Source organism: Bradyrhizobium sp. 25ACV, from assembly GCF_054863005.1.
Map to the genome: position 1 here is coordinate 56,541 of NZ_JAVAYO010000026.1, position 24,891 is coordinate 81,431.

Annotated in this window: 21 protein-coding genes and 1 pseudogene; 7 read left to right on the forward strand and 15 right to left on the reverse strand. The window is 64.7% G+C overall.

What is annotated here, in order from left to right:
* Positions 1-239 precede the first annotated feature (239 nt).
* Both RAD04_RS37055 and RAD04_RS37060 read left to right on the forward strand, forming a co-directional pair.
* Entirely contained in the window at positions 240-965 is a 726-nt protein-coding gene (locus RAD04_RS37055) for a thermonuclease family protein (protein ID WP_461627732.1), read from the forward strand.
* A gap of 106 nt (positions 966-1,071) precedes the next feature.
* Positions 1,072-2,259 (forward strand): pyridoxal-phosphate-dependent aminotransferase family protein, encoded by a 1,188-nt coding sequence (locus RAD04_RS37060; protein ID WP_461627733.1) that lies wholly within the window; start codon positions 1,072-1,074, stop codon positions 2,257-2,259.
* Between the two features lie 181 nt (positions 2,260-2,440).
* Here the strand turns inward: RAD04_RS37060 and RAD04_RS37065 are convergent, their stop codons facing one another.
* Positions 2,441-3,544 carry a hypothetical protein gene (locus RAD04_RS37065; RefSeq protein ID WP_461627734.1) on the reverse strand — a complete coding sequence of 368 codons (1,104 nt, stop codon included), beginning with the start codon at positions 3,542-3,544 and terminating at the stop codon, positions 2,441-2,443.
* Positions 3,544-4,980, reverse strand: a complete 1,437-nt coding sequence (locus RAD04_RS37070) for an MBOAT family O-acyltransferase (protein WP_461627735.1) — start codon at positions 4,978-4,980, stop codon at positions 3,544-3,546. Before RAD04_RS37070 ends, RAD04_RS37065 begins: the two co-directional genes overlap by 1 nt.
* Positions 4,981-5,122: 142 nt before the next feature.
* On the opposite strand from RAD04_RS37070, the gene RAD04_RS37075 reads away from it, so the two are divergent.
* Positions 5,123-7,228: a S9 family peptidase gene (locus tag RAD04_RS37075; protein WP_461627736.1), complete on the forward strand. Its 2,106-nt coding sequence runs from the start codon at positions 5,123-5,125 to the stop codon at positions 7,226-7,228.
* 190 nt (positions 7,229-7,418) lie between these two features.
* Here RAD04_RS37075 and RAD04_RS37080 read toward each other — a convergent pair whose 3' ends face one another.
* From RAD04_RS37080 to RAD04_RS37105, 6 genes are all read right to left on the reverse strand, one after another.
* Positions 7,419-8,510 carry an SMP-30/gluconolactonase/LRE family protein gene (locus tag RAD04_RS37080; protein ID WP_461627737.1) on the reverse strand — a complete coding sequence of 364 codons (1,092 nt, stop codon included), beginning with the start codon at positions 8,508-8,510 and terminating at the stop codon, positions 7,419-7,421.
* A 75-nt stretch (positions 8,511-8,585) separates the two neighbouring features.
* On the reverse strand, positions 8,586-9,305 hold the full coding sequence (locus RAD04_RS37085) for a ribonuclease activity regulator RraA (protein ID WP_461627738.1): 720 nt from the start codon (positions 9,303-9,305) through the stop codon (positions 8,586-8,588).
* A 125-nt stretch (positions 9,306-9,430) separates the two neighbouring features.
* On the reverse strand, positions 9,431-11,170 hold the full coding sequence (araD, locus tag RAD04_RS37090) for an L-arabinonate dehydratase (protein ID WP_461627739.1): 1,740 nt from the start codon (positions 11,168-11,170) through the stop codon (positions 9,431-9,433).
* The gene (locus tag RAD04_RS37095) at positions 11,167-12,030 is read right to left on the reverse strand and encodes an ABC transporter permease (protein ID WP_104463974.1); all 864 of its coding nucleotides are present in this window, start codon (positions 12,028-12,030) and stop codon (positions 11,167-11,169) included. Before RAD04_RS37095 ends, araD begins: the two co-directional genes overlap by 4 nt.
* 10 nt (positions 12,031-12,040) lie before the next feature.
* Positions 12,041-12,802: an ABC transporter ATP-binding protein gene (locus tag RAD04_RS37100; RefSeq protein WP_018321609.1), complete on the reverse strand. Its 762-nt coding sequence runs from the start codon at positions 12,800-12,802 to the stop codon at positions 12,041-12,043.
* Positions 12,802-13,821, reverse strand: a complete 1,020-nt coding sequence (locus RAD04_RS37105) for an ABC transporter substrate-binding protein (protein ID WP_092263098.1) — start codon at positions 13,819-13,821, stop codon at positions 12,802-12,804. The genes RAD04_RS37100 and RAD04_RS37105 overlap by 1 nt, the downstream gene beginning before the upstream one ends.
* 94 nt (positions 13,822-13,915) lie before the next feature.
* Between RAD04_RS37105 and RAD04_RS37110 the strand changes: the two genes are divergently transcribed.
* Positions 13,916-14,632, forward strand: a complete 717-nt coding sequence (locus tag RAD04_RS37110; RefSeq protein WP_461627740.1) for a GntR family transcriptional regulator — start codon at positions 13,916-13,918, stop codon at positions 14,630-14,632.
* 1 nt (position 14,633) lies between these two features.
* Here the strand turns inward: RAD04_RS37110 and RAD04_RS37115 are convergent, their stop codons facing one another.
* Complete coding sequence (locus RAD04_RS37115; protein ID WP_461627741.1) at positions 14,634-16,775, reverse strand: methyl-accepting chemotaxis protein; 2,142 nt, start codon at positions 16,773-16,775, stop codon at positions 14,634-14,636.
* Positions 16,776-17,168: 393 nt separating this feature from the next.
* On the opposite strand from RAD04_RS37115, the gene RAD04_RS37120 reads away from it, so the two are divergent.
* Together RAD04_RS37120 and RAD04_RS37125 are read left to right on the forward strand one after the other, a co-directional pair.
* Positions 17,169-17,588, forward strand: a complete 420-nt coding sequence (locus tag RAD04_RS37120) for a response regulator (protein WP_461627742.1) — start codon at positions 17,169-17,171, stop codon at positions 17,586-17,588.
* Positions 17,566-21,156, forward strand: coding sequence for a PAS domain S-box protein (locus RAD04_RS37125; protein WP_461627743.1), 3,591 nt, complete (start codon positions 17,566-17,568; stop codon positions 21,154-21,156). Before RAD04_RS37120 ends, RAD04_RS37125 begins: the two co-directional genes overlap by 23 nt.
* Before the next feature lie 148 nt (positions 21,157-21,304).
* Here RAD04_RS37125 and RAD04_RS37130 read toward each other — a convergent pair whose 3' ends face one another.
* On the reverse strand, positions 21,305-21,940 hold the full coding sequence (locus RAD04_RS37130; RefSeq protein ID WP_026202588.1) for a response regulator transcription factor: 636 nt from the start codon (positions 21,938-21,940) through the stop codon (positions 21,305-21,307).
* 150 nt (positions 21,941-22,090) lie between these two features.
* Between RAD04_RS37130 and RAD04_RS37135 the strand changes: the two genes are divergently transcribed.
* Positions 22,091-22,411 (forward strand): hypothetical protein, encoded by a 321-nt coding sequence (locus RAD04_RS37135; RefSeq protein ID WP_461627744.1) that lies wholly within the window; start codon positions 22,091-22,093, stop codon positions 22,409-22,411.
* A gap of 44 nt (positions 22,412-22,455) precedes the next feature.
* On the opposite strand, the gene RAD04_RS37140 is transcribed toward RAD04_RS37135, so the two are convergent.
* The 5 genes and pseudogenes from RAD04_RS37140 to RAD04_RS37160 form a co-directional block, all read right to left on the reverse strand.
* The gene (locus RAD04_RS37140; RefSeq protein WP_461621418.1) at positions 22,456-22,959 is read right to left on the reverse strand and encodes a response regulator; all 504 of its coding nucleotides are present in this window, start codon (positions 22,957-22,959) and stop codon (positions 22,456-22,458) included.
* Between the two features lie 138 nt (positions 22,960-23,097).
* Positions 23,098-23,415: a hypothetical protein gene (locus RAD04_RS37145; RefSeq protein WP_018321617.1), complete on the reverse strand. Its 318-nt coding sequence runs from the start codon at positions 23,413-23,415 to the stop codon at positions 23,098-23,100.
* Between the two features lie 2 nt (positions 23,416-23,417).
* Positions 23,418-24,296, reverse strand: coding sequence for a CheR family methyltransferase (locus RAD04_RS37150; protein ID WP_461627745.1), 879 nt, complete (start codon positions 24,294-24,296; stop codon positions 23,418-23,420).
* Between the two features lie 60 nt (positions 24,297-24,356).
* Complete coding sequence (locus RAD04_RS37155) at positions 24,357-24,743, reverse strand: response regulator (protein WP_018321619.1); 387 nt, start codon at positions 24,741-24,743, stop codon at positions 24,357-24,359.
* 31 nt (positions 24,744-24,774) lie between these two features.
* Positions 24,775-24,891: pseudogene (locus RAD04_RS37160) on the reverse strand (chemotaxis protein CheW); the annotation flags it as partial.

A 24,891-nucleotide genomic window follows, 5' to 3' on the forward strand; every position in this document is an offset into this window, starting at 1 on the left:
CCTTCGGCGGTGCGCTGCAGAGCCGGGGCCTATGCCTCTGCGAGATGTGTCTGTAAATTTCTGGGTCCCGGCTCTGCGGAGCGGCGTTGCACGCCGCACCGCGTCCGGGACACGAGCCGAGTGACCTTCCACGATGACGGGAAGTTGAAAGCCCGTTTGTTAGGCATACGCTGGCCGGGCGGCCAAAAGCCGACCACAATTGCGCGATCTATCGAGATTTTCATCACACGCGGAACGGCATGCTGCGAAAGATCCTGATTGCGCTGTCCTTGCTCGCTCTCCCGTCGCTGGCCGAGGCCGCCGACATCACCGGCACCGCAAAAGTCCGCGCCGGCGATGCCGTCGTGATCGGCAACACGCGGATCCGGCTCGGCGGCATCGACGCGCCTGCGGTCGACCAGCTCTGCCTCAACACCAAGAGCGAGCGCTGGACCTGCGGCGTCGCGGCGCGCGACGAGCTCGCCAAATACGCCGAGGGCAAGAGCTGGGTCTGCCACACCCGTTCGATCGACCGGCGCGGCCGCACTGTGGCGCGCTGCGAGGTCGGCGGCGAGGACATCCAGAAATGGCTGGTGCGCAGCGGCTGGGCGCTGGCCTACACCCGCATCTCCAAGGACTACGAGCCCGACGAGGCCGCTGCGCGTGAGGCTAAAGCCGGGATGTGGCAGGGCGCCTTCATCGCGCCCTGGGACTGGCGCGTCCGCAACAAGAAGACCGCCATCCTCGGCGCCACCAAGCCGCCCGACGGGGCGCATGCGGTGCTGCTCGCCTCGGCCTCGGGACCGGTGGCGCCTTCCCCCGACTGCACCATCAAGGGCAACGTCAACAGCGCCGGCGAATGCATCTTTCACCAGCCGACCAGCCGCTGGTACACCCAGATCAAGATGAAGATCAGCAAGGGCACCCGCTGGTTCTGCTCGGTCGAGGAGGCGGAAGCCGCCGGCTGCCGCGAGACCAAGAGATGAGAGCCCCAGACCTGCGTTTTGCGTGCTTTTCTTGGGGGTTCACGGCGCGTAAAACGTGAATCAGCAAACCCACCAGTCCGTTCTCAAGCAACAAGGACCAACAGCAATGACCGTTCGCGCGGGCCGGGAATTTCTGGCCATCCCCGGGCCCACCACGATGCCCGACGAGGTGCTGCGGGCGATGCATCGTCCGGCGATCGACATCTACTCCAAGGAGATGCTCGACCTGACCGAGAGCCTGCTCAGTGACATCTCGAAACTGTTTGCGACCAAGGGCAAGTCCTACATCTATATCGCCAACGGCCACGGCGCCTGGGAAGCGGCACTGAGCAACGTGCTGTCGCGCGGCGACAAGGTGCTGGTGCTGGAGAGCGGGCGCTTCGCGATCGGCTGGGGCAATGCGGCAGCCCTGATGGGCGCCGAGGTCGAGGTGCTCAAGGGCGACTGGCGCCGCGCGGTGCGGCCGCACGAAGTCGAGGAGCGCCTGCGCCGCGACAAGGAGCACACCATCAAGGCCGTCGTCGTCGTCCAGGTCGACACCGCCTCGGGCGTGCAGAACGACATCGAGGCGATCGGCAAGGCGATCAAGGCGAGCGGCCATCCCGCGCTTTACATGGTCGACACCGTCGCTTCGCTCGGCTGCATGCCGTTCGAGATGGACAAATGGGGCATCGATGTTGCGATGTCCGGCTCGCAGAAGGGGCTGATGACGCCCCCCGGCCTCGGCTTCGTCGCTGCCAATGCGCGCGCGCTCGAGGTGCACAAGAAGGCCAACATGTCGACGCCCTATTGGAGCTGGAGCGAGCGCGAGGGCACCGAGAATTATCGCAAATACGCCGGCACCGCGCCGGTGCATCTCTTGTTCGCCTTGCGCAAGGCGATCGACATGCTGCACGAGGAAGGCCTGGAGAACGCCTTCCGCCGCCACAGCCTGCTCGGCGAAGCCGCACGCCGCGCGGTTGGCGCATGGTCGGAAGGCCAGGTGCTCGGCTTCAACGTGGCGGAGGCCAACGAGCGCTCCAACACCGTGACCACGGTGACCATGAGCAACGGCCACGACCCCGCGGTGCTGCAACGCTATTGCAAGGACAAGTGCGGCGTCGTGCTCGGCACCGGCATCGGCGATCTCTCGGGCCAGGCCTTCCGTATCGCCCATATGGGCCACGTCAACGCGCCGATGCTGCTCGGCACGTTAGGGGTGATCGAGATCGGCCTGAACGCCCTGAAGATCCCGCACGGCAAGGGCGGCCTGGAAGCGGCGGTCGCGTATCTCGGCGACGAGGTGGCGGTGTAGAGGCGCCGCCGCGCCTCACACTCCGCTGTCGTCCCTGCGAACGCAGGGACCCATACCGCGTGATCTCGCGATAAGGCGCGATCACGGTACCGCGCAAGGTTCCTTCACTACTTGCCTTCGCCAAACTCCTCCCTGTGGTTATGGGTCCCTGCGTTCGCAGGGACGACAGCGGAGTGGTTTGCTAAGGCTTCGCCACGCAATAGGCCTCGACCTGCGCCTTCAACTCCTCCAGTGACGCAAGCGGCTGCTTCGGATCGACCCGATGCTCCCCGCTCGCCAGCCACTGCAGCACCATCGCATCGACCACAGGCGAATGGTGGATGACGTCGCCGTAATTATCGAGATCGTGCGTCACCGCCTTGATCGCGCGGAAATCGTGCAGGCGGACGTTGGGTAGCTGCGTCAGGCGCTGCGCCATCAGTGCCGTCAGATCGGTGACGATCTTCAGCGTCTCGGGCGAGGCATCGCGCATCGCGACGAATTGCAGGATCGAATAGGGCGGGAAGTAGATGTCGAAGGTCACGTCGGGGTGACGCGCGATCAGGCCGATGGCATCGCGCTCGAAATGCCTGGCCATGGCCTCATAGCCGTAGCCTTCGCCGAGAAAGCGGCTGCGTACGGGGCTGGTGATGTAGGCGAAGGCGGCGAGCGTCCTCTTCGCATTGTACTCGCGCGCGACGTCGAAATCACGCGGCAGCGCGTAAATGTCGTCGACATCAGCCAGCGCGAACTTGACGGGCAGAAACGGCGCCGCGCGGGTCAGCGGCCCCTGCAACGGCGGGACCGACCGCAGCAGCGTGAACAGGGACTCTTTCGCCATCGCGGCGCTGAACAGATAGGCCGCGATGCCCTTGGCCGTCCCGCGATAGAGATCGACGGACAGATAAGGATCGGCCTCGATGTCGGCCGCATCGACGAAGATGAAATCGTCCATCGCCCAGATTACGCGCCTTGCGCCGCGGTCGATCGCCTGCTCCAGCACGAAACCCTGCTGGCGCGAGTTGGAGCCGGTCATCGCCAGCTTGAGCGAGCGACCGCCGAGCGCGCGGTCGATGTCGCTCTGGCGGAAATGGATCGCGAGCGAGGTGCCCATGAAAACGGTGTCGAAAGACTGGCTGCGGATCAGACCAGCATTCTGCACGCGCGTATCGTCGGAATAGAAGGCGGCGCGCGAGGAGCGGAACAGCTGCAGGGGATCGACGAAATAGGTGAGCACGGCCGCACCAAGCACGAATGCGATGCTCGCGAGCAGAAGGCGATTGAGACTGGTGAACGGCCTGTGCATCAGAACCGGAAATAGATGAATTCGCTGTGGCTCTGGATGCCAAGGATCCCAAATGCAAGCACCAGCGACGCGCCGTAGAGAAACAGCGGCCGCATGCGCCCTGCCCGCAAATTCTCGCCGACCCGGCGGTTGGCATGATCGTATCCCAAGATGCCTTGCGTGTTCGGCGCCAGCCACACCAACGCGGCGTAGATGGAGATCAGCACCAGCGCCGCGATCTCCTCGCGGCCGAAAACGATGTTCGAGGGATCGGCCATGGCGTGGAGCACACGCAGCGCCCAGGCGACGCTCTCGGCGCGGAAGAACACCCAGGCGACGACGACGGCGAGGAACGTCAGCGCTGCTCCGGCGATGCGAGCCGGGCGCGCAAGGGCCGACGGAATGGTTGGCATCAGGGCGTTGAAGGCGTGATTGACGCAGAGATAGGCCCCGTGCAGTGCGCCCCAAATGACAAAAGTCCAGGCGGCGCCGTGCCAGAGCCCGCCGAGCAGCATCGTGACCATCAGATTGACATAGCGCAGCAGGCGGCCGTGGCGGTTGCCCCCGAGCGGGATGTAGAGATAGTCGCGCAGGAATTGCGACAGCGTCATGTGCCAGCGACGCCAGAACTCGACAATGCTGGTCGCCTTGTAGGGCGAGTCGAAGTTGATTGGCAGGAAGATGCCGAACATCAGCGAGATCCCGATCGCCATGTCGGAATAGCCGGAGAAATCGAAATAGAGCTGGAACGTATAGGCGAGCGCACCACACCAGGCCTGGTCGAAGCTCGGCGAGCGCGCCTCGAAGGCGAGCGCGACCAGCGGCTGGATGCCGTCGGCGAGACATGTCTTCTTGAACAGGCCGATGGCAAAGATGATGACACCGCACAACATCAGATGTCCGTCCGGATGCTTCGTCTCCTTCCGCTCGAATTGCGGGATCATGTCCTTGTGGTGGAGAATGGGCCCGGCGATCAGATGCGGGAAATAGGTCACGAACAGCGCGTAATGCGGCAGCGCATAAGCCGCGACCTGCCCGCGATAGGCGTCCACCAGGAACGCGATCTGCGTGAAGGTGTAGAAGGAGATGCCGACCGGCAGCAGGATGTGAGCCGCAAGATGCGAGCCGAACAGCGTGTTGATGTTCTCGGCAGCAAAGCCGGCATATTTGAAGATGCCGAGCACCAGCAGATCGCCGACGACACCAAGCGCGAGCGCCGCCTTGCGGTGCGACGGGCCGAGCTCCGCGACGATCAGGAGATGGCCGACGCCGTAGTTGAAGGCGATCGACAGCAGCAACAGCGCCACGAACTGCCAGTTGCCGATGGCGTAAAAGGTGAGCGAGGCCAGCGCCAGCCAGATCACCGGGGTGAGATTGCTGCGCCGCCCGAGCCAGAAATAGCCGGCCAGCACGACCGGCAGGAACAACAGGATGAACGGGTAGGAGTTGAACAGCATCAGGCTGGACCGGCGGCGGGGATTTTGGTCCGTAAAGCATACAAGGGGCCGGTCAACAACCCGGCAGGCTTGGCGGAGTCGTGCTGGCAATTCGTGGAAGCGGGACGATATAAGATGGAACACGTATTGAGATGAGGACCGAGTGACCCAGGCCAAAACCCCTTCCCAGCCCCCCGTCGCCCCGCGCCGGCCGCATTCCTTCACGCGGCACGGAATCACCGTGACCGACGACTATGCCTGGCTGAAGGACGCGAAATGGCAGGAGGTGCTGCGCGATCCCAAGGTGCTCGATCCCGACATCCGCAAATATCTGGATGAGGAGAACGTCTACACCGAGAGCTTGCTCGGCCACACCGCATCCCTGCAGAAGACGCTGGTGCGGGAGATGCGCGGGCGGATCAAGGAGGACGATTCCAGCGTGCCCTCGCCCGACGGCCCGTTCGCCTATTTCCGCAGGTTTCGCGAGGGGGGACAGCACGAGCTGTTCGGGCGCATGCCGCGCGACGGCGGCGACGGCGAGATCGTGCTCGACGGCGATGCGCTCGCCAAGGACCACAAATATTTCAGGTTCGGCGGCAGCCGGCACTCCTACGATCACAAGCTGCAGGCCTGGAGCGCCGACACCAAGGGCTCGGAATATTTTTCGATCCGCGTGCGCGACTGGGCAACGGCCAGGGATCTCGACGACGTGGTCGAGGAGACCGATGGCGGCGTGGTCTGGGCCGCGGACTGCAAGAGCTTCTTCTATATGAAGCTCGACGACAATCATCGGCCGATGCAGGTGTGGCGGCACAGGCTCGGCACCAAGCAGGCCGACGACACGCTGGTCTATGAAGAGCAGGATGCCGGCTGGTTCACCCATCTGCACGAGAGCACCAGCGGCCGCTTCTGCGTGATCGCCGGCGGCGATCACGAGACTTCAGAACAGCGCCTGATCGATCTCGCCAACCCCGAGGCGCCGCCGCGCCTGGTCGCGGCGCGCGAGGAAGGCGTGCAATATTCGCTGGCCGATCGCGGCGACCAGCTCTTCATCCTCACCAATGCCGACGACGCCATCGACTTCAAGATCGTCACCGCGCCGCTTGCTTCGCCCGAGCGCAAGAACTGGCGCGATCTGATCCCGTATCGTCCCGGCATCTACCTCATCGACCTCGATCTCTATGCCGGCCATCTGGTGCGGCTGGAGCGCGCCAATGCGCTGCCGGCGATCGTGATCCGCGATCTCGCCTCGAACGAGGAGCATGCCATCGCCTTCGATGAGGCCGCCTATTCGCTGGATACGATGGGCTCCTACGAATTCGAGACGACGAATTTGCGCTTTGCCTATTCGTCGATGACGACGCCGTCGGAAGTCTATGACTACGACATGGTCAAGCGCACGCGCACCTTGCGCAAGCGCCAGGAGATTCCGTCGGGCCACGATGCGGCCGATTACGTTACCACGCGCATCACGGCGAAATCGCATGACGGCGCCGAGGTGCCGGTGTCGATCCTCTACCGCCGCGGGCTCAAGCTCGACGGCACGGCGCCGCTGCTGCTCTACGGCTACGGCTCCTACGGCATGGCGATGCCGGCGTCCTTCAACGCCAACCGCCTGTCGCTGGTCGACCGCGGCTTCGTCTACGCCATCGCCCATATCCGCGGCGGCGCCGACAAGGGCTGGGGCTGGTATCTCGACGGCAAGCGCGAGAAGAAGACGAATTCGTTCGACGATTTCGCCGCCAGCGCGCAGGCGCTGATCGCCGCGAAGTACACCAGCGCAAAACGCATCGTCGGACATGGTGGCTCGGCCGGCGGCATGCTGATGGGCGCGGTCGCCAACCGTGCCGGGGAATTGTTCGCCGGCATCGTCGCCGAAGTGCCGTTCGTCGACGTGCTCAACACCATGCTCGACGACACCCTGCCGCTGACGCCGCCGGAATGGCCGGAATGGGGCAACCCGATCGAGAGCGAGCAGGATTTTCGAACGATCCTGTCCTACTCGCCTTATGACAATGTCGCGGCGAAGGACTATCCAGCGATCCTGGCGATGGGCGGCTTGACCGATCCGCGCGTCACCTATTGGGAGCCGGCGAAATGGATTGCGCGCCTGCGCGCCACCATGAAGGGCGGCGGCCCGGTCCTGCTCCGCACCAACATGGGCGCCGGTCATGGCGGCGCCTCGGGCCGGTTCGACCGGCTGGATGAGGTCGCGATCGTCTATGCGTTCGCGCTGTGGGCGGCGGGGATGGCGGAGGCCGGAGTGTAGCCACACCCACAGCCGTCGTCCCGGCGAACGCCGGGACCCATACCGCGTGATATATCTAGATTAGACGGTGCACGTACCGGCGAAGACTTCTGAACTGCAAGTCTTCGCCAAACTGCTCCCTGTGGTTATGGGTCCCTGCGTTCGCAGGGACGACGACTTGAGTGGGGCGAGTTACTGCCCCACAAACACCTCACACCGCCCCGTGCGCCTCGACATACAGCGCATACACCGAATGGCTGCTCGCCATATAAAGCCGGTTGTTCTTCGGGCCGCCGAAGCAGAGATTGGCGCAGCGTTCGGGCAGCTTGATGAAGGCGAGCGGCTTGCCGTCCGCGTTGAACACCATGACGCCGTCGAGATCTTCCGGCTTGGCCCTGAGCTGAAACACCTTGCGGCCGCCGACATCGGTCGGCTCGCCCTGCAGCGCGCCGTTGGAGCCCCAGCCGCACCAGAGATTGCCGTCGCGGTCGACGCGGAAGCCGTCGAGCGAGCCCTGGTCGGCGGCGTCGATCAGCTTGGTCTTGCCGCTGAGCGCGCCGTCGTCGCCGACATTGTAGCTCCAGATGCTGCGATTGGGCGTGCCCTTCCATTCGACGATATAGAGCTTCTTCTCGTCCGGCGAAAAGGCGAGGCCGTTGGGATTGACGAGGTCGGTGAGGACGGCGGTGATCTTGCCGTCCTTGGCGATGCGGTAGACGTTGGTGGTGGCCTGCTCAGCCTTTTCCTTCTTGCCCTCCCACTCGCCGTTGATGCCGAACAAGGGATCTGTGAACCAGACGCTGTCGTCGGACTTCACCACGATGTCGTTCGGCGCGTTCAGACGCTTGCCCTCGAACTTGTCGGCGAGCACGGTGATCTTGCCGTCCTTCTCGGTGCGGGTGATGCGGCGGGTGACGGAATGCTCGCAGGTGACGAGGCGGCCCTGGCGGTCGCGCGCATTGCCGTTGGCGTAATTGGCATTGGCGCGGAACACGCTGGTCTGGCCGGTCTTCTCGTCGAACTTCATGATCCGGTTGTTGGGAATGTCGGAGACCAGCAGATAGCCGCCCTCGGGGAAATAGGCGGGGCCTTCGGCCCAGCGCATGCCTGATGCGACCTGCTCGACCGTCGAGGAGTAGAGCCGATATTTTGTGAAGCTGGGATCGAGGATCTGGACGGCGGGGTCGGGGTAGCGCTGGTTCGGCGTGAACGGGAACGACTGGGCGCCGGCGGCGCGGGCCAGAAGCGTGGACGCCATTGCTGCGCCAGCGCCGGCCACGAGATTGCGTCGCGTGAAATTCATAAAATCCTCCCTGGGTGATAAAAGGCCGGCGCTTGATGTGGCCGGCCTGTTTCTTGACGTCGTTTAGCGCTGGCCTTACCGGCCGTTTTTCTTCCGCCACTCCGCAAAATCGGTGAGCGTCTGCGGATCCGTAGCCGGATAGAGACCGAAGATACCGCGGCCCTTGCCGACTTCCTCGGTGACGAAATCCTCGAACGCCGTCATCTCGAAGGTCTCGTTGGCGATCTCATCAGCGAGATGCGCGGGGATCACGATCACGCCGTCGGCATCGCCGAGGATGATGTCGCCGGGAAATACCGGAGCGTCACCGCAGCCGATGGGAACGTTGATCTCGATCGCCTGGTGCAGCGTGAGGTTGGTCGGTGCCGACGGGCGATGGTGATAGGCGGGGATGCCGAGCCTGGCGATCTCGGCGGAGTCGCGAAAGCCGCCGTCGGTGACGACGCCGGCGACGCCGCGTTTCATCAGCCGCTTCACCAGGATCGCGCCGGCCGAAGCCGCGCGTGCGTCCTTGCGGCTGTCCATCACCAGCACGCTGCCTGCCGGGCAATCCTCCACCGCCTTGCGCTGCGGATGCGAGCGGTCCTTGAACACGTCGATGGTGTTGAGATCCTCGCGCGCCGGCATGTAGCGCAGCGTGAAGGCCTCGCCGACCATGGTCGGCTGGTCCGCACCGAGCGGATGCACGTCCTGGATCATCTGGATGCGCAGGCCGCGCTTGAACAGCGCGGTGGCGACGGTGGCGGTGGAGACGGATTTGAGCTTTGTGCGGGTGGCTTCGGAAAGTTTGGACATCTCACTCTCTCTATTTCGTCATTCCGGGGCGGCGAAGCCGAACTGCGGTGCGCAATTGCGCACCTGAGAATCTCGAGGTTCCGGGTCTGGTCCTTCGGACCATCCCGGAACGACGGTGGGTGGGACTAATAAATCGACGGCTCGCCGATCGGCGCGCCGAAATCGGTCTCGAGGAAGTCGAAGTCGCAGCCGTCATTGGCCTGCTTGATGTGCTTGGTGAACATCCAGCCATAGCCGCGCTCGAAGCGGCGCTCGGGCTGCTTCCAGGTCGCGCGGCGTTTTTCCAGCTCGGCTTCGGGGACGTCGAGATTGATGGTGCGCGCGGCGACGTCGAGCGTGATGCGGTCGCCATTCTGCACCAGCGCCAGCGGGCCGCCGATGTAGGATTCCGGCGAGACGTGCAGGATGCAGGCGCCGTAGCTGGTGCCGCTCATGCGCGCATCCGAGATGCGCACCATGTCGCGCACACCCTGCTTCACCAGTTTCGTCGGGATCGGCAGCATGCCCCATTCCGGCATGCCCGGCCCGCCCTGCGGCCCCGCATTGCGCAGGATCAGAATGTGGTCCTCGGTGACATCCAGATTGGGATCGTCGACCGCCTTCTTCATCGACGGATAATCGTCGAACACCAGCGCCGGCCCGGTGTGCTTGAGGAAGCGCGGCGCGCAGGCGCTCGGCTTGATCACGCAGCCGTCGGGCGCGAGATTGCCCTTGAGCACGGCCAGCGCGCCCTCCTTGTAGATGGGGTTGTCGATTCCGCGGATCACGTCGTCGTTGTGGACTTCGGCGCCTTCGATATTCTCGCCGACGGTCTTTCCTGTCACCGTGATGCAGTCGAGATGCAGATGCGGCTTGATCTGGCCCATCAGCGCCGGCAGGCCGCCGGCATAGAAGAAGTCTTCCATCAGATAGGCATCGCCGCTCGGCCGCACGTTGGCGATCACGGGCACCTTGCGGCTGGCCTTCTCGAAATCGTCGAGGCCGATGTCGAGGCCGGCGCGGCGGGCTTGCGCGATCAGATGGATGATCGCGTTGGTCGAGCAGCCCATCGCCATCGCCACCGCAATGGCATTTTCGAACGCCTTGCGGGTCTGGATCAGTTTCGGCGTCAGATCCTCCCACACCATCTCGACGATGCGGCGGCCGCATTCACTGGCCATGCGGATGTGATTGGCGTCGGCGGCGGGAATCGAGGAGGCGCCGGGCAGCGTCATGCCGATCGCTTCGGCAATCGCCGTCATGGTCGAGGCCGTGCCCATGGTCATGCAGGTGCCGTAGCTGCGGGCGATGCCCGCCTCGATGTCGAGCCAGTCCTTGTCGGAAATCTTTCCGGCGCGGCGTTCGTCCCAATATTTCCAGCCGTCGGAGCCGGAGCCGAGCGTCTTGCCCTTCCAGTTGCCGCGCAGCATCGGGCCGGCCGGCAAATAGATCGCCGGGATGTTCATCGAGGTCGCGCCCAGCAGCAGCGCCGGCGTGGTCTTGTCGCAGCCGCCCATCAGCACCACGCCGTCGACGGGATGGCTGCGCAGCAACTCTTCCGCGTCCATCGCCAGCAGATTGCGATAGAGCATGGTGGTCGGCTTCAGCAGCGATTCCGACAGTGACAGCGCCGGCAGCTCGATCGGCAGGCCGCCCGCCATCAGGATGCCGCGCTTGACGTCGTCGACGCGCGACTTGAAGTGCATGTGGCACGGCTGCGCATCCGACCAGGTGTTGAGGATCGCGATGATCGGGCGGTCCTTCCACTCCTCCGGCGCGTATCCCATCTGCATGGTGCGGGAGCGGTGGCCGAACGAGCGGAGATCGTCGGGCGCGAACCAGCGCGCGCTGCGGAGCTGGTCGGGCGTTATTTTCTTCTTGGTCATGATTGGGTGCCCCATTTCTGCACGGTATTCCGCTCGATGGCGCGGAAGATCAGGTTCTCGACAAAGAGCCCAATGATGATCACCGTCAAGAGGCCCGCGAACACCGCGGGTATGTCGAGCAGATTGCGGTTCTCGAAGATGAACCAGCCAAGGCCGCCCTGCCCCGAGGACACGCCGAACACCAGCTCGGCCGCGATCAGCGTGCGCCAGGCAAAGGCCCAGCCGATCTTGAGACCGGTCAGGATCGAGCCGAACGCCGCGGGGATCAGGATCTTTGCCACGTAAGGCAATCCGCGCAGGCCGTAATTGCGGCCGACCATGCGCAGCGTGTTGGACACGCTCTTGAAGCCGGAATGGGTGTTGAGCGCGACCGGCCACAGCACCGAATGAATCAGCACGAAGACGAGGCTGCCATTGCCGAGTCCGAACCAGATCAAAGCGAGCGGCAACAGCGCGATCGCCGGCAACGGATTGAACATCGCCGTGACAGTCTCGAGGAAGTCGGTGCCGATGCGGGTCGAGATGGCAAGCACCGTGAAGATCGCGGCGAGCGCGATGCCGGCCGAATAGCCCATGAACAGCACTTTCAGCGACGTCCAGGCCCGCATCGGAATGGTGCCGTCCTTGACGCGGTCGAACAGCGTGATGGCGGTATCGTGCAGCGTCGGGAACAACAGCGGATTGTCGAGAGCGACGCCGTAGGCTTCCCAAACCGCCGCCAGGAACAGGATGATCACCGACTTGCGGACGAAGCCGTCGTTCCACAACAGCTCGAGCACGCTCAGCTTGCGCTCGACCTCGCCCGCGGCTGAACTGGCGGCGGCAGGCTCGGCCCGCAGCAATATCTTGGCTTCGCCCATCAGAGGCTCCTCAATGCGCGGTGGCTTCGCCGGCGAACAGGAGATCGTGGATCTCCTTCTCCAGCCGGCCGGCGCTGCCGTCTTCGTTCGAGACCTTGTCGACGTCGATTACCTCAGCCTTGACCCGGCCGGGATGCGGCGACAGCAGCAGGATGCGGTTGCCGATGCGGATCGCTTCCGCGATCGAATGGGTCACGAACAGCACGGTGAATTTGGTCTCGCTCCAGAGCTGGAGCAGCTCGTCCTGGCAGGTCCGGCGCGTCAGGGCGTCGAGCGCCGCGAACGGCTCGTCCATCAAGAGGATGTCGGGCTCCATCGCCATGCCGCGCGCGATCGCGACGCGCTGCTTCATGCCCCCGGACAGCGTGTGCGGATAGGCATCGACCACGCGGGTGAGGCCGACCTTCTCGATATAGGCCCGTGCCTTCGCCTCGGCGTCCCTGCGCGACAGCTTTCGCGCGGTCAGCAGCGGAAACATGACGTTGGCGAGCACGCTCTTCCAGGGCAGGAGCTGGTCGAACTCCTGGAAGATCATCATGCGGTCGGCGCCGGGACCGTGGATCTCGCGATCGCCGATGGTCATGCGGCCCTCGCTCGGGGTCATGTAGCCGCCGACGGCCTTGAGCAGGGTCGACTTGCCGCAGCCGGAGGGACCGAGCAGCACGAAGCGGTCGGATTTGTCGACCGTGAAACTCACCCTCTCGGTGGCGGTGACGACTGCGCTGGAGGTCTTGTAGCGCAGCGTCACGGAGCTGACGTCGAGCAGCGCCATCAGTTGCCCTTCAGATCGTGCGCGACGGGCAGATAGTAGTCCGTCCAGGCCTTGGGCTGGCTCTTCAGCGTGCCAGTCTTGAACAGATGCGCAGCGAACTTCATCGTGCCCTGCGGCTCGAGATTCCACTCCATCATGCCGGGCTCCTTGAGCAGATCGAGCAGTTCCTCGACCGAGGTCTTGTCGCCGGTGATCTCCTTGTAGATCTCGACCGCCTGCTTGGTGTCGCTGCGGATCAGGGCCTGCGCTTCCTTGGTGGCGTCGCGCACGGCCTGGATGATCTTCGGATTGGCCTCGGCGAATTTGGTGGTGGTGAAGAACTGCGCCTGGCTGAGCGGCCCGCCCATCACGTCCGGCGACGACAGCACGATATGCGCGCCCGGCACGTTCTTCAGTTCCAGGAAGGTGAACGGCGGGATCGAGAAGTGGTTGTGCACCTCGTGCTTGGGATTGGACAGCGCCGCATAGGCGTCGGGATGACCGAGTTGAACTGTGTTGGCGTCCAGCTTCGACCATTGATCGGCGCCGAAGGCCTCGGCGGCCGCGATCTGAAGCACGATCGCCTGGGTCGAGACCTTGACGGTCGGCACCGCGATCTTGTCCGCCGGGCCAAAGTCCTTGATCGACTTGATGTTGGCGTCGCGGCTGATCAGCGTCATCGGCTGCGCCGAGGTCGCGACGATGCCCTTCACCCCACCGCGGGTGCGGTCCCACAGCAGCAGAAGATTGCCGGTGCCGGTGTTGAGGATGTCGACGCCGCCCGCGAGCAGCGCATCGGTCTGCGCGCCGCCGCCCGAGAAGGTGATCCATTTGGTGGTGATGCCTGCGAGGCCGAGTGAAGCTGCGTGTTTCTCGATCAGCTTCAGCTTCTCCATGATGTGGCTCGGCATGTAGAAAATGCCGGGCTGGCGCGACAGCGCGATCTCGGACTTCTGCTGCGCACGCGCCGGCGAAGCCGCCAGCACGGTTGCGACGATCAGGGCGATGGCGGCAGCGCCACGCTGGAATTGCTTGATCATAATTGTTCGTTTCCTCCGGCCGCCATTGACGAGCGATCCTGCTGATGCACTAATGCATTAGTGCACCAAAGGCAAGCCTCCCGGAGCTCCTCGCATGGAAACCGCCCATTCCGCGTCCCGCGCGACCGCCCGCCGGGGGGCGCCGCTCGACCGGGCTCGGCAGGCCGCGCCGCAGGTGTTCGAGCGGCTGCGCAACGCCATTCTCGCGCTCGAACTGCCCCCGGGCTCGCCGCTGTCGCGCACCGATCTCGCCGCGCAATTCGGCGTCAGCTCGACGCCGATCCGCGACGCCCTGATGCGGCTCGAGGAAGAAGGGCTGGTGGACGTGTTTCCGCAGCACGCGACCGTGGTCAGCCGGGTCGATGTCGGCCGCGCCGAACAGGCCCATTTCCTGCGCCAGGCGCTCGAGCTCGAAATCGTCCGGCTGCTCGCAGAGCAGCATGACCAGGCCCTGGTCCTCCGCCTCGACCATGTGATCGCGCTTCAGCAGCAATTCGCGAAAGCCGGGGACTTCGAGAGCTTCATCGCCGCCGACAATGATTTTCACGCGCAGCTTTATGCCGCGGCCGGCAAGCAGGAGCTGTGGACGCTGGTGCGCAGCCGCAGCGGACATATCGACCGGCTGCGCCGGCTGCATTTGCCCTCGCCCGGCAAGGCCCAGAACATCGTCCGTCACCACAAGCTGATCACCCGCGCGATCGAGGCCGGCGACGCCGACGCCGCGCAACAGCATCTGCGCAAGCATCTGTCAGGCACGCTGAGCGAGCTCGACAAGATCCGGAGCCATTATCCGGAATATCTGACCGATTGAATCAGGCCGCGTCGCGGCTGCTGCGCCGTTCCGTCGGACCGGTGCGCAGCCGGACGAAGAAGGCCTGGACCTCGGTAGCGAGGTGCTCGGCCGCCCCCGAAACCTGGTTCGCGGCCCCCATCACATCGTCGGCCGAGCGGTTAGTTTCCGCAATGGCGCCGGAGACGGTGCCGATGCTGGTTGCCAGCGTCTGCGTTCCCGATGCCGCCATCTGGACGTTCTGCGAGATCTCCCGCGTCGCCGCGCCCTGCTCCTCCACGGCGCTGGCAATCGCCGCGGTCACCTCGTCGATCCGGCGCATGGCGGTTGCGACCTCCTTGACGGAGGCGACCGCGCTGCCGGTCGAGTTCTGGATCGCGGCAATGTGCTGGGCGATCTCTTGCGTCGCATTGCGGGTCTGGTCGGCCAGCGCCTTGACCTCGGACGCGACCACGGCAAAGCCGCGACCGGCCTCGCCGGCGCGGGCGGCCTCGATGGTGGCGTTGAGCGCCAGCAGGTTGGTCTGGGCCGCAATCGCCTGGATCAAATCGACCACCGAGCTGATGCTTTGCGCGGCGTGCGCGAGCCCCTCGATCTCGCTCTCCGAGCGCGCGGTCACCTCGCCCGCGGAGCGCACGGTCTTGTTGGACAGTTCGATCTGCCGGCCGATCTCGACGATGGAACCCGCGAGCTGCTCGGCCGGCGCGGCGACGGTCTGGACGTTGACCGCGGTCTGTTCGGAGGCGGTCGCTGCGGACGCGGCTTGGCTCGTCGCATGATTGGCGATGCCGCCGAGGCTCTCCGCGGTCTGCCGCATGGTGCCCGCGTTCTCGCCGACCAGCGCGAGCAGGTCGCGCGAGGTCGCGCGAAAATCCTCGACCGCGTCCTCCATGTTGCGGTTGGCGGCTTCGCGCGCTTCCGCTTCGCGCGCGAGAGACGCCGCCGCCTGCTGCTGGGCGATCACATTGTCGCGGAATTTGGCCACCGCCTGCGAGACCACGCCGATCTCGTCACCGCGCTCGGCGGTCCTGAATTCGACACTTGTGTCGCCGCCGGACAGGCGCGCGGAATCGCTCACCAGCTCGACGATCGGACGGGTGATGGAGCGCGCAACCAGGATCGCAATCACCGTGGCGAGCGCAAGCCCCGCGGCGAGCAGGATCCATTGCAGCAGCAGCAACCGCTCGACCGCGTCGGCCACATTGCGGGCGTCGTCGGCGAGCTTCGACTGCTGGTCACTCTTCAGACCGCCCGAGCGCTTGCCGTCGGCATCCTTGCGGCCGTCGAGCAGATCGAGGATGCGGGCGGCGCGCGGCGCGGCTTCGGTCGACAGGATGAAGACCGGCATGTTCCATTGCGGCGTCTGGCGGAGCGCGAAGATCTTCTGCGGCAGCGGGGTGAAGGCCTCATTCGCCTTGACGATGGCCCGGTAAGCGGTCGCCTGCCGTTCGGTGAGCAGATCCGCCTGGGTGCCGACCGATGCGAGCGCGGCCCTGAAGGTCGCCAGCGGCTTTTCGAACTTGTCACGATCGGCGGCCTCGCCCGAGGCCACGTACAGGCGCAATTGCGATCCCGCGGCGGCAAGATTGCCGCGCACATCGGCAAAAGTCTTGAGCAGACGCTTGCGCTGCGGCGTCGCCTCCAGCGCCTCCTCCTCGTCGATCATCGCGGTGATCTCGGCGAACATGGTCGCGATCAGCGGCGCGGCCTCCTTCGCCAGGAGCTCGCTCGCCGGATAGGCCGATGGGGTGAAGGCAGCCAGCTCGGCCTTGTCCTGGGCCTGGCGGAATTCCGCCATCAGCGCCCTGGCTTCGCTCCAGTTGGTCTTGTTCTGCGGATTGGAAAAGCCCTCCGCCATGCGGTCGACCGCGGCGGCCGTGCGATCGAGCTCGGCCCAGACGGCGGCCCGGTCGCGCTTGCCCTGCGCGTCGCCCGTCAGCAGGTAGCCGCGCAGCGTCGAAAGCGTGGAATAGAGATTGCCGACGAGCTCTGTGCTCGCGATCGCGACCGGCGCGCGCTGGTCCACCACCGCCCTGATCCGCGACGAAATGTCCGAGACGGCGGCAACGGTGTAGATCACGGTCGCCGCGAGCAGGCCACAGATCAACGCAAAGCCGCCGAGCAGCCGGGTGCGAATTCCGGTGTTCGCGATCGATTTGAACATGAGAGGTCTCGTGCTGATGGCCGGTTGGGGGAGACGGCTTCGTCGGTTGCCAGAATGCGGAAATGAAATGCGCGAAATACGTTCGGAAACTATCGTAGATTGTAATCCACGGCCTTTAATCCATCGTGAAGGCCGAGGTTACGTACAACTACGGCGAGAGTAATATCTCTCGTTTCCGAAATGGGTTACGGTATTCGGAGCCGAAATTTGAACTCATATGCACGCAAGAGTGCGTATGGTGTTCGACGGCATTGGCTTCCCGGCACGCCATGGAAAGGCAATCGCGGCAGACGCGAGGCGCTTGCGGCGCAGCCAGAATCCGCGCAACAATTTCGCATTTGTTGCTTTGATTTGAGGTCGCGGGAACGTGCCATGCGACCCGGAGGAATTGACGTGGCCAACATCCTGATCGTGGATGACGACCCGGCCGTCCAACTCACGATCCGGCTGCTCCTGGAGAGGGCCGGTCATCACGTCACCGTCGCGGGCGATGGCCACAAGGGACTTGCGCTGTTCGAGGCCAGCCGGTTCGACCTCCTGTTTCTCGACATCTTCATGCCCGGCATGGACGGGCTGGAGACGATGCGTCACATCCGGGTGCTGGCTCCGGCCATTCCGATCATCGTCATTTCCGGCCGTTCGATCACGCCGGATGCCTATGCGGAGCCGGACTTCCTGAAGATGGCGACCAAGCTCGGCGCGGTGGCGAGTTTGCAAAAGCCGTTCCGGCCCGACGCCCTGCTCGCCGCGGTCGATGGCTGCCTGAAAGCAGGCGAGCCGGAGGGGTCCGATGTCAGCTCCGGCCACCGATGACGGCGCCGCTGCTCCAGGCCAGACCAGGCGCGGTCATCCGGGAAGCCCTGCGAGCATCCGCTTGACCCTCGCAACACGGCTGGCGATCGCGATGATCCTGCTGGTGGCGGTCACCGTGGCCGCCGTCGGATGGCTCGGCTTTCGCAACACCACGCAAGCGGTGATTCCGCGCGTCCTGGAGCGGGTCGGGGCCCAGTCACGCCTGCTCGCGGCCAATCTGGAATCCTATGTTGCCGGGGCCCGCGGCGATTTGATCGGCTATCGCTCTGCCGCGGCGATCAATGGCCTGATCCGCGCTCACGTGGCCGGAGGAATTGACCCTTCAGACGGCGTCTCGGAGCAAACCTGGCGCGGGCGTATCGCCACGCGGCTCGCGGCCGAGATCGAGGCCAAACCCATCTACGGGCAGTTTCGAATCATCGGTCTCGACGACGATCAGCGCGAGCTGGTCCGCGTCGACCGCTCTGGCCCGAATGGAACGGCACGGATCGTCCCCAGCGGCGAACTGGAGCGCAAGGGCGAACGAACGTACTTTGAGGACACGATACGCCTAGCGCCGGGCGAGATTTACGTTTCACCCATCGATCTCGCGACCCGCCAGGGAGGCACCACCGCCCTGCACGTTCCAACGCTGCGGGTCGCAACGCCGCTGTTCACGCCGGATGGCAAGCCGTTCGGGATCATCATCGCCAATATCGACATGCGTCCGGCGCTCGACCGCGTCCGCGCGACATCGACGTCGGGGGGCGAGATCTACGTCGTGAATTCGCGCGGCGACTATCTCATTCATCCGGATCGCACGCGAGAATTCGGCGCATTGCATGATCGTCCCAACGACTGGCGCAAGGACTTTCCGTATTTTGGTGCCTTGACCGGTACGCTGGAGGGATCCACGCGCCTCATGACCGACGGGTCGGGCCGGCCGAGCGGGGCGGCGATCGCGCCGGCGCTGCTCGTGGGCAAAGAATGGGTCGCAATCATCGAGACGATCCCCGCGCCGGTGTTCGGCCTCGTACCGGCGGCGATTCAAAGAACGTCCTTACTGGTCGGTATCCTCGCTGTCCTCGCCGCGGCCTTACTCGCGGTGCTGCTTGCGCGCTCGCTAACTCGTCCGATCGGTCGCCTGACCGCGGCGGTGGAGGCCATCGGCAACGGACGGCCAGCCGAAATTCCCGTCGATGCGAGCGGCGAGACGGGCGTGCTGGCGCGGGCTTTCGCCCAGATGGTCGAAGAGACGCGGGCGAAAACGGCAGCGCTCCAACGCGAGATCGAGGAGCATCGCCGCACCGAGGCCGCGCGAAGCCATCATGCGGCACGCGAGCAATTGTTCAGCGCTGCCGTCGAATCATCCGACGATGCGATCGTGATGCAGACGCTCGACGCCATCATCACGGGCTGGAATCCGGCCGCCGAACGGCTCTATGGCTATTCGGCGAGTGAGGCGATCGGAAAATCCACCGCGATCATCGTGCCGCCCGACCGGCGCGAGCATGGTAAGGGCTATCTGGCGCGGATCGCGCGGGGCGAGCCGATCGAGCGGTTCGAGACGGTGCGCCTGCGCAAGGATGGCACGCCGGTCGAAATCTCGCTCAGCCTCTCGCCGATCAGGGGGCCGTCCGGCGAGATCATCGGCGTCTCCGGGACCGCGCACAGCCTCACCGAGGCGCGGCGGGCCGAGCGGCAGTTGCAGCAGCAGCTCGAAGAGCGCCGGCAGATCTTCGACACCTCGCAGGATCTGATCATGGTCATGGACCCGCGGGGCCATGTCGCGCAGATCAGCCCGAGCAGCGAGACCATTCTCGGCTACCGGCCGGACGAGATGATCGGCCGCAGCGGCGCCGACTTCGTTCACCCCGACCATCTGGCGCAATCGCGCGAGGACATGCGCGCGCTGCGGCGCGGCGAGCGCCCCAAGCTCGCCGACACCCGCTGCTTCCACAAGAGCGGGCACGAGGTCTGGCTGTCCTGGCTCGGCAACTGGTCCGAGCAGGCGCAGCGCTTCTTCTTCGTCGGGCGCGACATGACGGAAGCGCGGCTCGCGCAGGAATCGCTGCGCGAGAGCGAGCGACTCGCCCGAAACATCGTCGAGACCTCGCTCGACGCCTTCATCCAGACCGACGAGACCAGCAGCATCCTGAACTGGAACTCACAGGCCGAGCAGCTGTTCGGCTGGCGCCGCGACGAGGTGCTCGGCAAGAGCACGATCGACCTGATCGTCGCCGAGAGCGAACGCGACAGGGTCAGGGCCGGCCTGAAGCAATTCCTGGAGAACGAGGACGGCAGGACACTGAACCGCCGCCGCGAGCTGATGTGCCGCCGCCGCGACGGCAAGGAATTCAAGGCCGAGCTGAGCGTCACCGCGCTGAAGCGCCGCGAAGGCCTGCTGTTCAACGTCTTCTACCGCGACCTCACCGACAAGATCGCCGCCGAGGAGCGCATCCGCCATGCCGAGAAGATGGAGGCGGTCGGCCAGCTCACCGGCGGCGTGGCGCACGATTTCAACAACATCCTCACCGTCATCACCGGAACGATCGAGATCCTCGCAGAAGCCGTCGAGAAGGAGCCGCAGCTTGCGGCCATCACGAAGATGATCGACGAGGCCGCCGCGCGCGGCGCAGATCTGACCCAGCACCTGCTGGCCTTCGCGCGCAAGCAGCCGCTCCAGCCGCGCGAGATCGACATCAACTCGCTGGTGGTCGACACCGCGAAGCTGTTGCGGCCGACGCTGGGCGAGCAGATCCAGATCGAATCGGTGTTCGAGGACGAGAATTGCGTTGCGATCGTCGATCCCAACCAGCTCACCACTGCGATCCTCAATCTCGCGCTCAATGCCCGCGACGCCATGCCCGGCGGCGGCAAGCTGATCGTGGAGACCGGCGCCGCTTATCTCGACGAGGTCTATGCCAGCGGCAACGACGTCCGTCCCGGCCATTACGTGCTGATTGCCGTGAGCGACACCGGCACCGGGATCCCTGCGAACATGCTGGCCAGGGTGTTCGACCCCTTCTTCACTTCGAAGGGACCGGGCAAGGGCACCGGGCTCGGGCTGTCGATGGTCTACGGCTTCATCAAGCAGTCCGCAGGCCACATCAAGATCTACAGCGAGGAAGGCCACGGCACCACGATCAAGATGTACCTGCCGCCCGGCACGACGCCGACTGCCATCGGCGAGGGCGTGACGCCGGCGACGATCGAGGGCGGACACGAGACGATCCTGGTGGTCGAGGACGACCGGCTGGTGCGCGATTACGTGCTGGCGCAGCTGCATGCGCTGGGTTACGTCACCCTGCAGGCCGCGAACGCGGCGGAGGCGCTGGCGATCGTTGCCGCCGGCAAGCCGTTCGACCTGCTGTTCACCGACGTCATCATGCCCGGCAAGATGAACGGACGGCAGCTCGCCGACGAACTGATGAAGACACGCCCCGATCTCAGGGTGGTCTACACGTCAGGCTATACCGAGAATGCGATCATCCATCACGGCCGGCTGGATTCCGGCGTCCTGCTGCTGGCCAAGCCCTATCGCAAATCGGATCTCGCGCGGATCATCCGCAAGGCGCTGAGCGCTTGATTGCTCTTGTGTCCCGGACAAGGCGCAGCGTGCAACGCTGCGACGCAGAGCCGGGCCCCAGAACTATCAGCGGTGAAATTTGAGAGATGGGCCCCGGCTCAGCAGCGCATCATTGCATGATGCGCTGCGTCCGGGGCACGAGACCATTTTACGACGCGCGCTGCGCCGCGGTCATCACGATGCGGATCAGATCGGCGGCGTTGCGCGCGCCGAGCTTCTTCATGATGTTGGCGCGGTGATCCTCGATGGTGCGCGGGCTGATGCCGAGGGTGCGGCCGGCTTCCTTGTTGGACGCACCGGAGGCGAACTGCTCGAGCACTTCGCGCTCCCTGCGCGTCAGCGGCTCACGTCCAGGGAAGTGCAGCGAGCCGAATTTCGGTGAGGCGTTCTCCGCCTGCCTGCGCGCATAGGCGCCGATCGCCTCGTCGAGTCGGCCGACGATCTCGCTGCCGCGGAACGGCTTCTCGATGAAGTCCAGCGCGCCGCTCTTGATCGCGCCCACCGCCATTGCGATGTCGCCCTGCCCGGAGATCATGAAGATCGGCGCCGGATAATCCTCGCCGTGCAGCTCCTTCAGAATGTCGAGGCCCGACTTTCCGGGAATGTTCACGTCGAGCAGGATCGCAGCCGGTGTGCGGTTTCGCGCGACGGAGAGCAGCGCTGCGCCGTCCGCAAAACAGATCACCTCATAGCCCGCCGCCTTCAACACCATCGACAGGGTGTCGCGAACGGCAGGGTCGTCGTCGACCACGAAGATTTCACCGCGAGAGCTTTGTTCGGCCATGTGCCACATCCAGTTGGCATTAAGGACTCGCGTCCGCGCCAAACCGTTATGGCGTTCGGCGCGGATTCGGCCCACCCGTATTTGTACGGGACATGGACTTAACGCACAAGTAGCGGCAGGGTGCCTAATTGCGGGGTACGGAGAATATCCATGCTAAATTTCGCTGGCACACCCCCGCTCATCGCGATGCCTGAAACGGACAGCCGTCAGTTGATCGCTGCCGATCTTCGCGCCCTGATCACACGGATCGAGAGCAGCATGCGCCTGATCGACGCAGCCATGATGGAAGCTGGCCTGTTCGAAATGGGCCTGGCGCACGACGATAACGGCGATCCGGCCGGTTCCGCCGACATTTTCGTGCTCGACGACGTCACGCCGCGCTATGCGACGGCGAGCGCCGCTCTCAACGCCTGCCGGGCGGGCCTTGGCCACGCCCTGCAATGCCTCTCGGAATCCGGCAGCCCGGCATAGATCGCGATCAGCGCGGCGCAGCGGCCGCATGGCAGCTCCGCGGCCTAGGCGCGGTGCCGTTCCACGATCGCGTCAGTGGCGACACCACCCCAGGTGTGGATCGCCGGAAGGCCCATCGCGGTCTTGCCGAGATTGGCGAGGCTGATGCGCAAGGCCGCGAGGTCGAGCGGCTTCGGCAGGCTCTGGAGCTCGATCCCGACGGACCGGGCGAAGCTGCGGGCGGCACTGCGGCGCTTGCCGTCCATGCCGCTGATGACGATCACTGCGCCACCGAACTTCGCCGCCGCCATCTCGCGCAGCACGTCGATGCCGTCGCCATCCTCCAGCACGAGATCGAGCGTCACGCAGTCGAAGCGCGCGGCGCGGAGCTTCTCGATCGCATCCGCCACTGACGGCGCCACGGTGACTTCGTGGCCGGCCTGCTTGGCGGCGACCGTGATCAGGCTGCGCTGCGTGGCGTCGTCATCGACCACAAGGAGCTGAAGCGCACGCCGCTCGGCGCCGTCGGGCAGGTTTGAGGTGATGGGGGAAAGAGAACTTCTGGGCATTTCAGTATCCTGAGATTGGGACCAACAATGGATACACGCTTCGCGCTTAGGCCACGTAAAGTTCCTGGCGCGAATTCATTCGGATGTTTTCAGAAAATGTGAAGCAACGGGCCGGAAAGACGGCGACGGATGGGCAGATCACGCCGCTTCGTCGCGGCCGCCGGCTGCGCCGCGCTTCTTCCTGTTCTTGCCGCGCAGGAACTGAATGTCCATCTCGGCGCCGTTGACGCGGACCAGCTCGCAGCGGCGGTAGGCGAGGCCCGTGGACGACAACAGCAGAAAGAACTCTTTCAGGTTCAATCCCTGGATCGAGCCTTCCACCGTGAGGATGGCGTCGGTATCCGAGATCGCGTTGAGCTTGCAGTCGCGGCGCCAGGTGCCGTCGATGGCCATGATGCAGACATCGTAGCCGCGACTGAAAGTCACGCGTTCCGTACCCTTGCCATCCTCGGCCATGTCTATCGTCCTGCCATGGCCGCCATGCGAGGCGCCGCGCCGGCGAGAGCCGGCTTGGCGGCTGCGGCACGCGGATCGTTCGGCTTGTAGAGGCCGCGCCGCTCCGGAATCGGCCGGAACGTATCGGTCAGGCCGACCACGGTTTCGGCCGCACCCAACACCAGGAAGCCGTCGGGCTCGATCTGGCGCGCCAGCCGGTTGAAGATGTTGATCTTGGTGTCCTGATCGAAATAGATCAGCACGTTGCGGCAGAAGATGACGTCGAAGGTGCCGAGCTGCGCGAAATCGTGCAGCAGGTTGAGCTGCCGGTGCTGGATCATCGCCCGCAATTCGGGATTGACCTGCCAGGTCTCGCCGGTCTGCTTGAAATATTTCATCAGCATCTGGATCGGCAGGCCGCGCTGCACCTCGAACTGGCTGTAGATTCCGGCCTTGGCCTTCTCCAGCACCTCCTGCGACAGATCGGTCGCGATGATCTCGATGCGCCAGCCGGTGAGAGCCGCGCTCATCTCCTTCAGGCACATCGCCAGCGAATAGGGCTCCTGCCCGGTCGAGCCGGCGGCGCACCAGATCCGTATGCTGCGGCGGGCGGCCCGCGCCTTGATGATCTCGGGCATGATGGTGTCGCGGAAATGATCGAACGGGACCTTGTCGCGGAAGAAGAAGGTCTCGTTGGTGGTCATGGCCTCGACCACGTCGGTGATCACCGTGCGCGAGCCGCCTTGCAGCTTCTGCACGAGCTCGCCGATGCCGGAGAGTCCGGCCTTGCGGGCCAGCGGCAGCAGGCGGCTTTCGATCAGATATTGCTTGTCTGCGGAAAGATCGAGACCGGAATTGTCCTTTAGGAACTTACGCAGATACTCATACTCGGTCGGGGTCACGGATGGCCTCTTCGAAGCTGTACTGGAACACTCTGGCCTAAATACGCGGGCCAGACACACTCAGACCATGGCTTGTCCGACCGGGATCAAACCTACTTCAGCGAACTTGTCGGCGATGATGTCTTTGTCGAAAGGCTTCATGATGTACTCGTTGGCGCCGCCGCTGAGCGCCTGGGCGATATGAGCCACGTTGTTCTCGGTGGTGCAGAACACCACCTTGGGCTGGTCGCCGCCGGGCAGGCGGCGCATGTGGCCCATGAATTCGAAGCCGTCCATCACGGGCATGTTCCAGTCGAGCAGCACCGCATCGGGCAGCTGCCGCTGACAGATCTCGAGCGCCTTCGAGCCGTCCTCGGCCTCGGTAACTTCGAATTCCAGGCCTTCCAGGATCCGGCGGGCGATCTTGCGAACGACGCTGGAATCATCAACCACCAAGCAGGTCTTCATTTTGGTTCTCCGGCTTCGATGTTTCGTTGGCTCACGCAGCCATCTGCACTTTGGTTTCGAGATCGAGGACGCGATCGACGTCGAGGACGACCATGAGCTGTCCCTCGAGGCGATGGACGCCGCCGGCGAGCTTGGCCATGCGGGGGTC

Excerpts from the sequence above, each read along its gene's own strand:
- RAD04_RS37115 (WP_461627741.1), bottom strand. The coding sequence starts at position 16,775 with ATGTTCAAATCGATCGCGAACACCGGAATTCGCACCCGGCTGCTCGGC.
- RAD04_RS37065 (WP_461627734.1), bottom strand. The coding sequence starts at position 3,544 with ATGCACAGGCCGTTCACCAGTCTCAATCGCCTTCTGCTCGCGAGCATC.
- RAD04_RS37110 (WP_461627740.1), top strand. The coding sequence starts at position 13,916 with ATGGAAACCGCCCATTCCGCGTCCCGCGCGACCGCCCGCCGGGGGGCG.
- RAD04_RS37135 (WP_461627744.1), top strand. The coding sequence starts at position 22,091 with ATGCTAAATTTCGCTGGCACACCCCCGCTCATCGCGATGCCTGAAACG.
- RAD04_RS37070 (WP_461627735.1), bottom strand. The coding sequence starts at position 4,980 with ATGCTGTTCAACTCCTACCCGTTCATCCTGTTGTTCCTGCCGGTCGTG.
- RAD04_RS37125 (WP_461627743.1), top strand. The coding sequence starts at position 17,566 with ATGTCAGCTCCGGCCACCGATGACGGCGCCGCTGCTCCAGGCCAGACC.
- RAD04_RS37140 (WP_461621418.1), bottom strand. The coding sequence starts at position 22,959 with ATGCCCAGAAGTTCTCTTTCCCCCATCACCTCAAACCTGCCCGACGGC.
- RAD04_RS37060 (WP_461627733.1), top strand. The coding sequence starts at position 1,072 with ATGACCGTTCGCGCGGGCCGGGAATTTCTGGCCATCCCCGGGCCCACC.
- RAD04_RS37095 (WP_104463974.1), bottom strand. The coding sequence starts at position 12,030 with ATGGGCGAAGCCAAGATATTGCTGCGGGCCGAGCCTGCCGCCGCCAGT.
- RAD04_RS37155 (WP_018321619.1), bottom strand. The coding sequence starts at position 24,743 with ATGAAGACCTGCTTGGTGGTTGATGATTCCAGCGTCGTTCGCAAGATC.
- araD (WP_461627739.1), bottom strand. The coding sequence starts at position 11,170 with ATGACCAAGAAGAAAATAACGCCCGACCAGCTCCGCAGCGCGCGCTGG.
- RAD04_RS37055 (WP_461627732.1), top strand. The coding sequence starts at position 240 with ATGCTGCGAAAGATCCTGATTGCGCTGTCCTTGCTCGCTCTCCCGTCG.
- RAD04_RS37100 (WP_018321609.1), bottom strand. The coding sequence starts at position 12,802 with ATGGCGCTGCTCGACGTCAGCTCCGTGACGCTGCGCTACAAGACCTCC.
- RAD04_RS37145 (WP_018321617.1), bottom strand. The coding sequence starts at position 23,415 with ATGGCCGAGGATGGCAAGGGTACGGAACGCGTGACTTTCAGTCGCGGC.
- RAD04_RS37080 (WP_461627737.1), bottom strand. The coding sequence starts at position 8,510 with ATGAATTTCACGCGACGCAATCTCGTGGCCGGCGCTGGCGCAGCAATG.
- RAD04_RS37085 (WP_461627738.1), bottom strand. The coding sequence starts at position 9,305 with ATGTCCAAACTTTCCGAAGCCACCCGCACAAAGCTCAAATCCGTCTCC.
- RAD04_RS37130 (WP_026202588.1), bottom strand. The coding sequence starts at position 21,940 with ATGGCCGAACAAAGCTCTCGCGGTGAAATCTTCGTGGTCGACGACGAC.
- RAD04_RS37105 (WP_092263098.1), bottom strand. The coding sequence starts at position 13,821 with ATGATCAAGCAATTCCAGCGTGGCGCTGCCGCCATCGCCCTGATCGTC.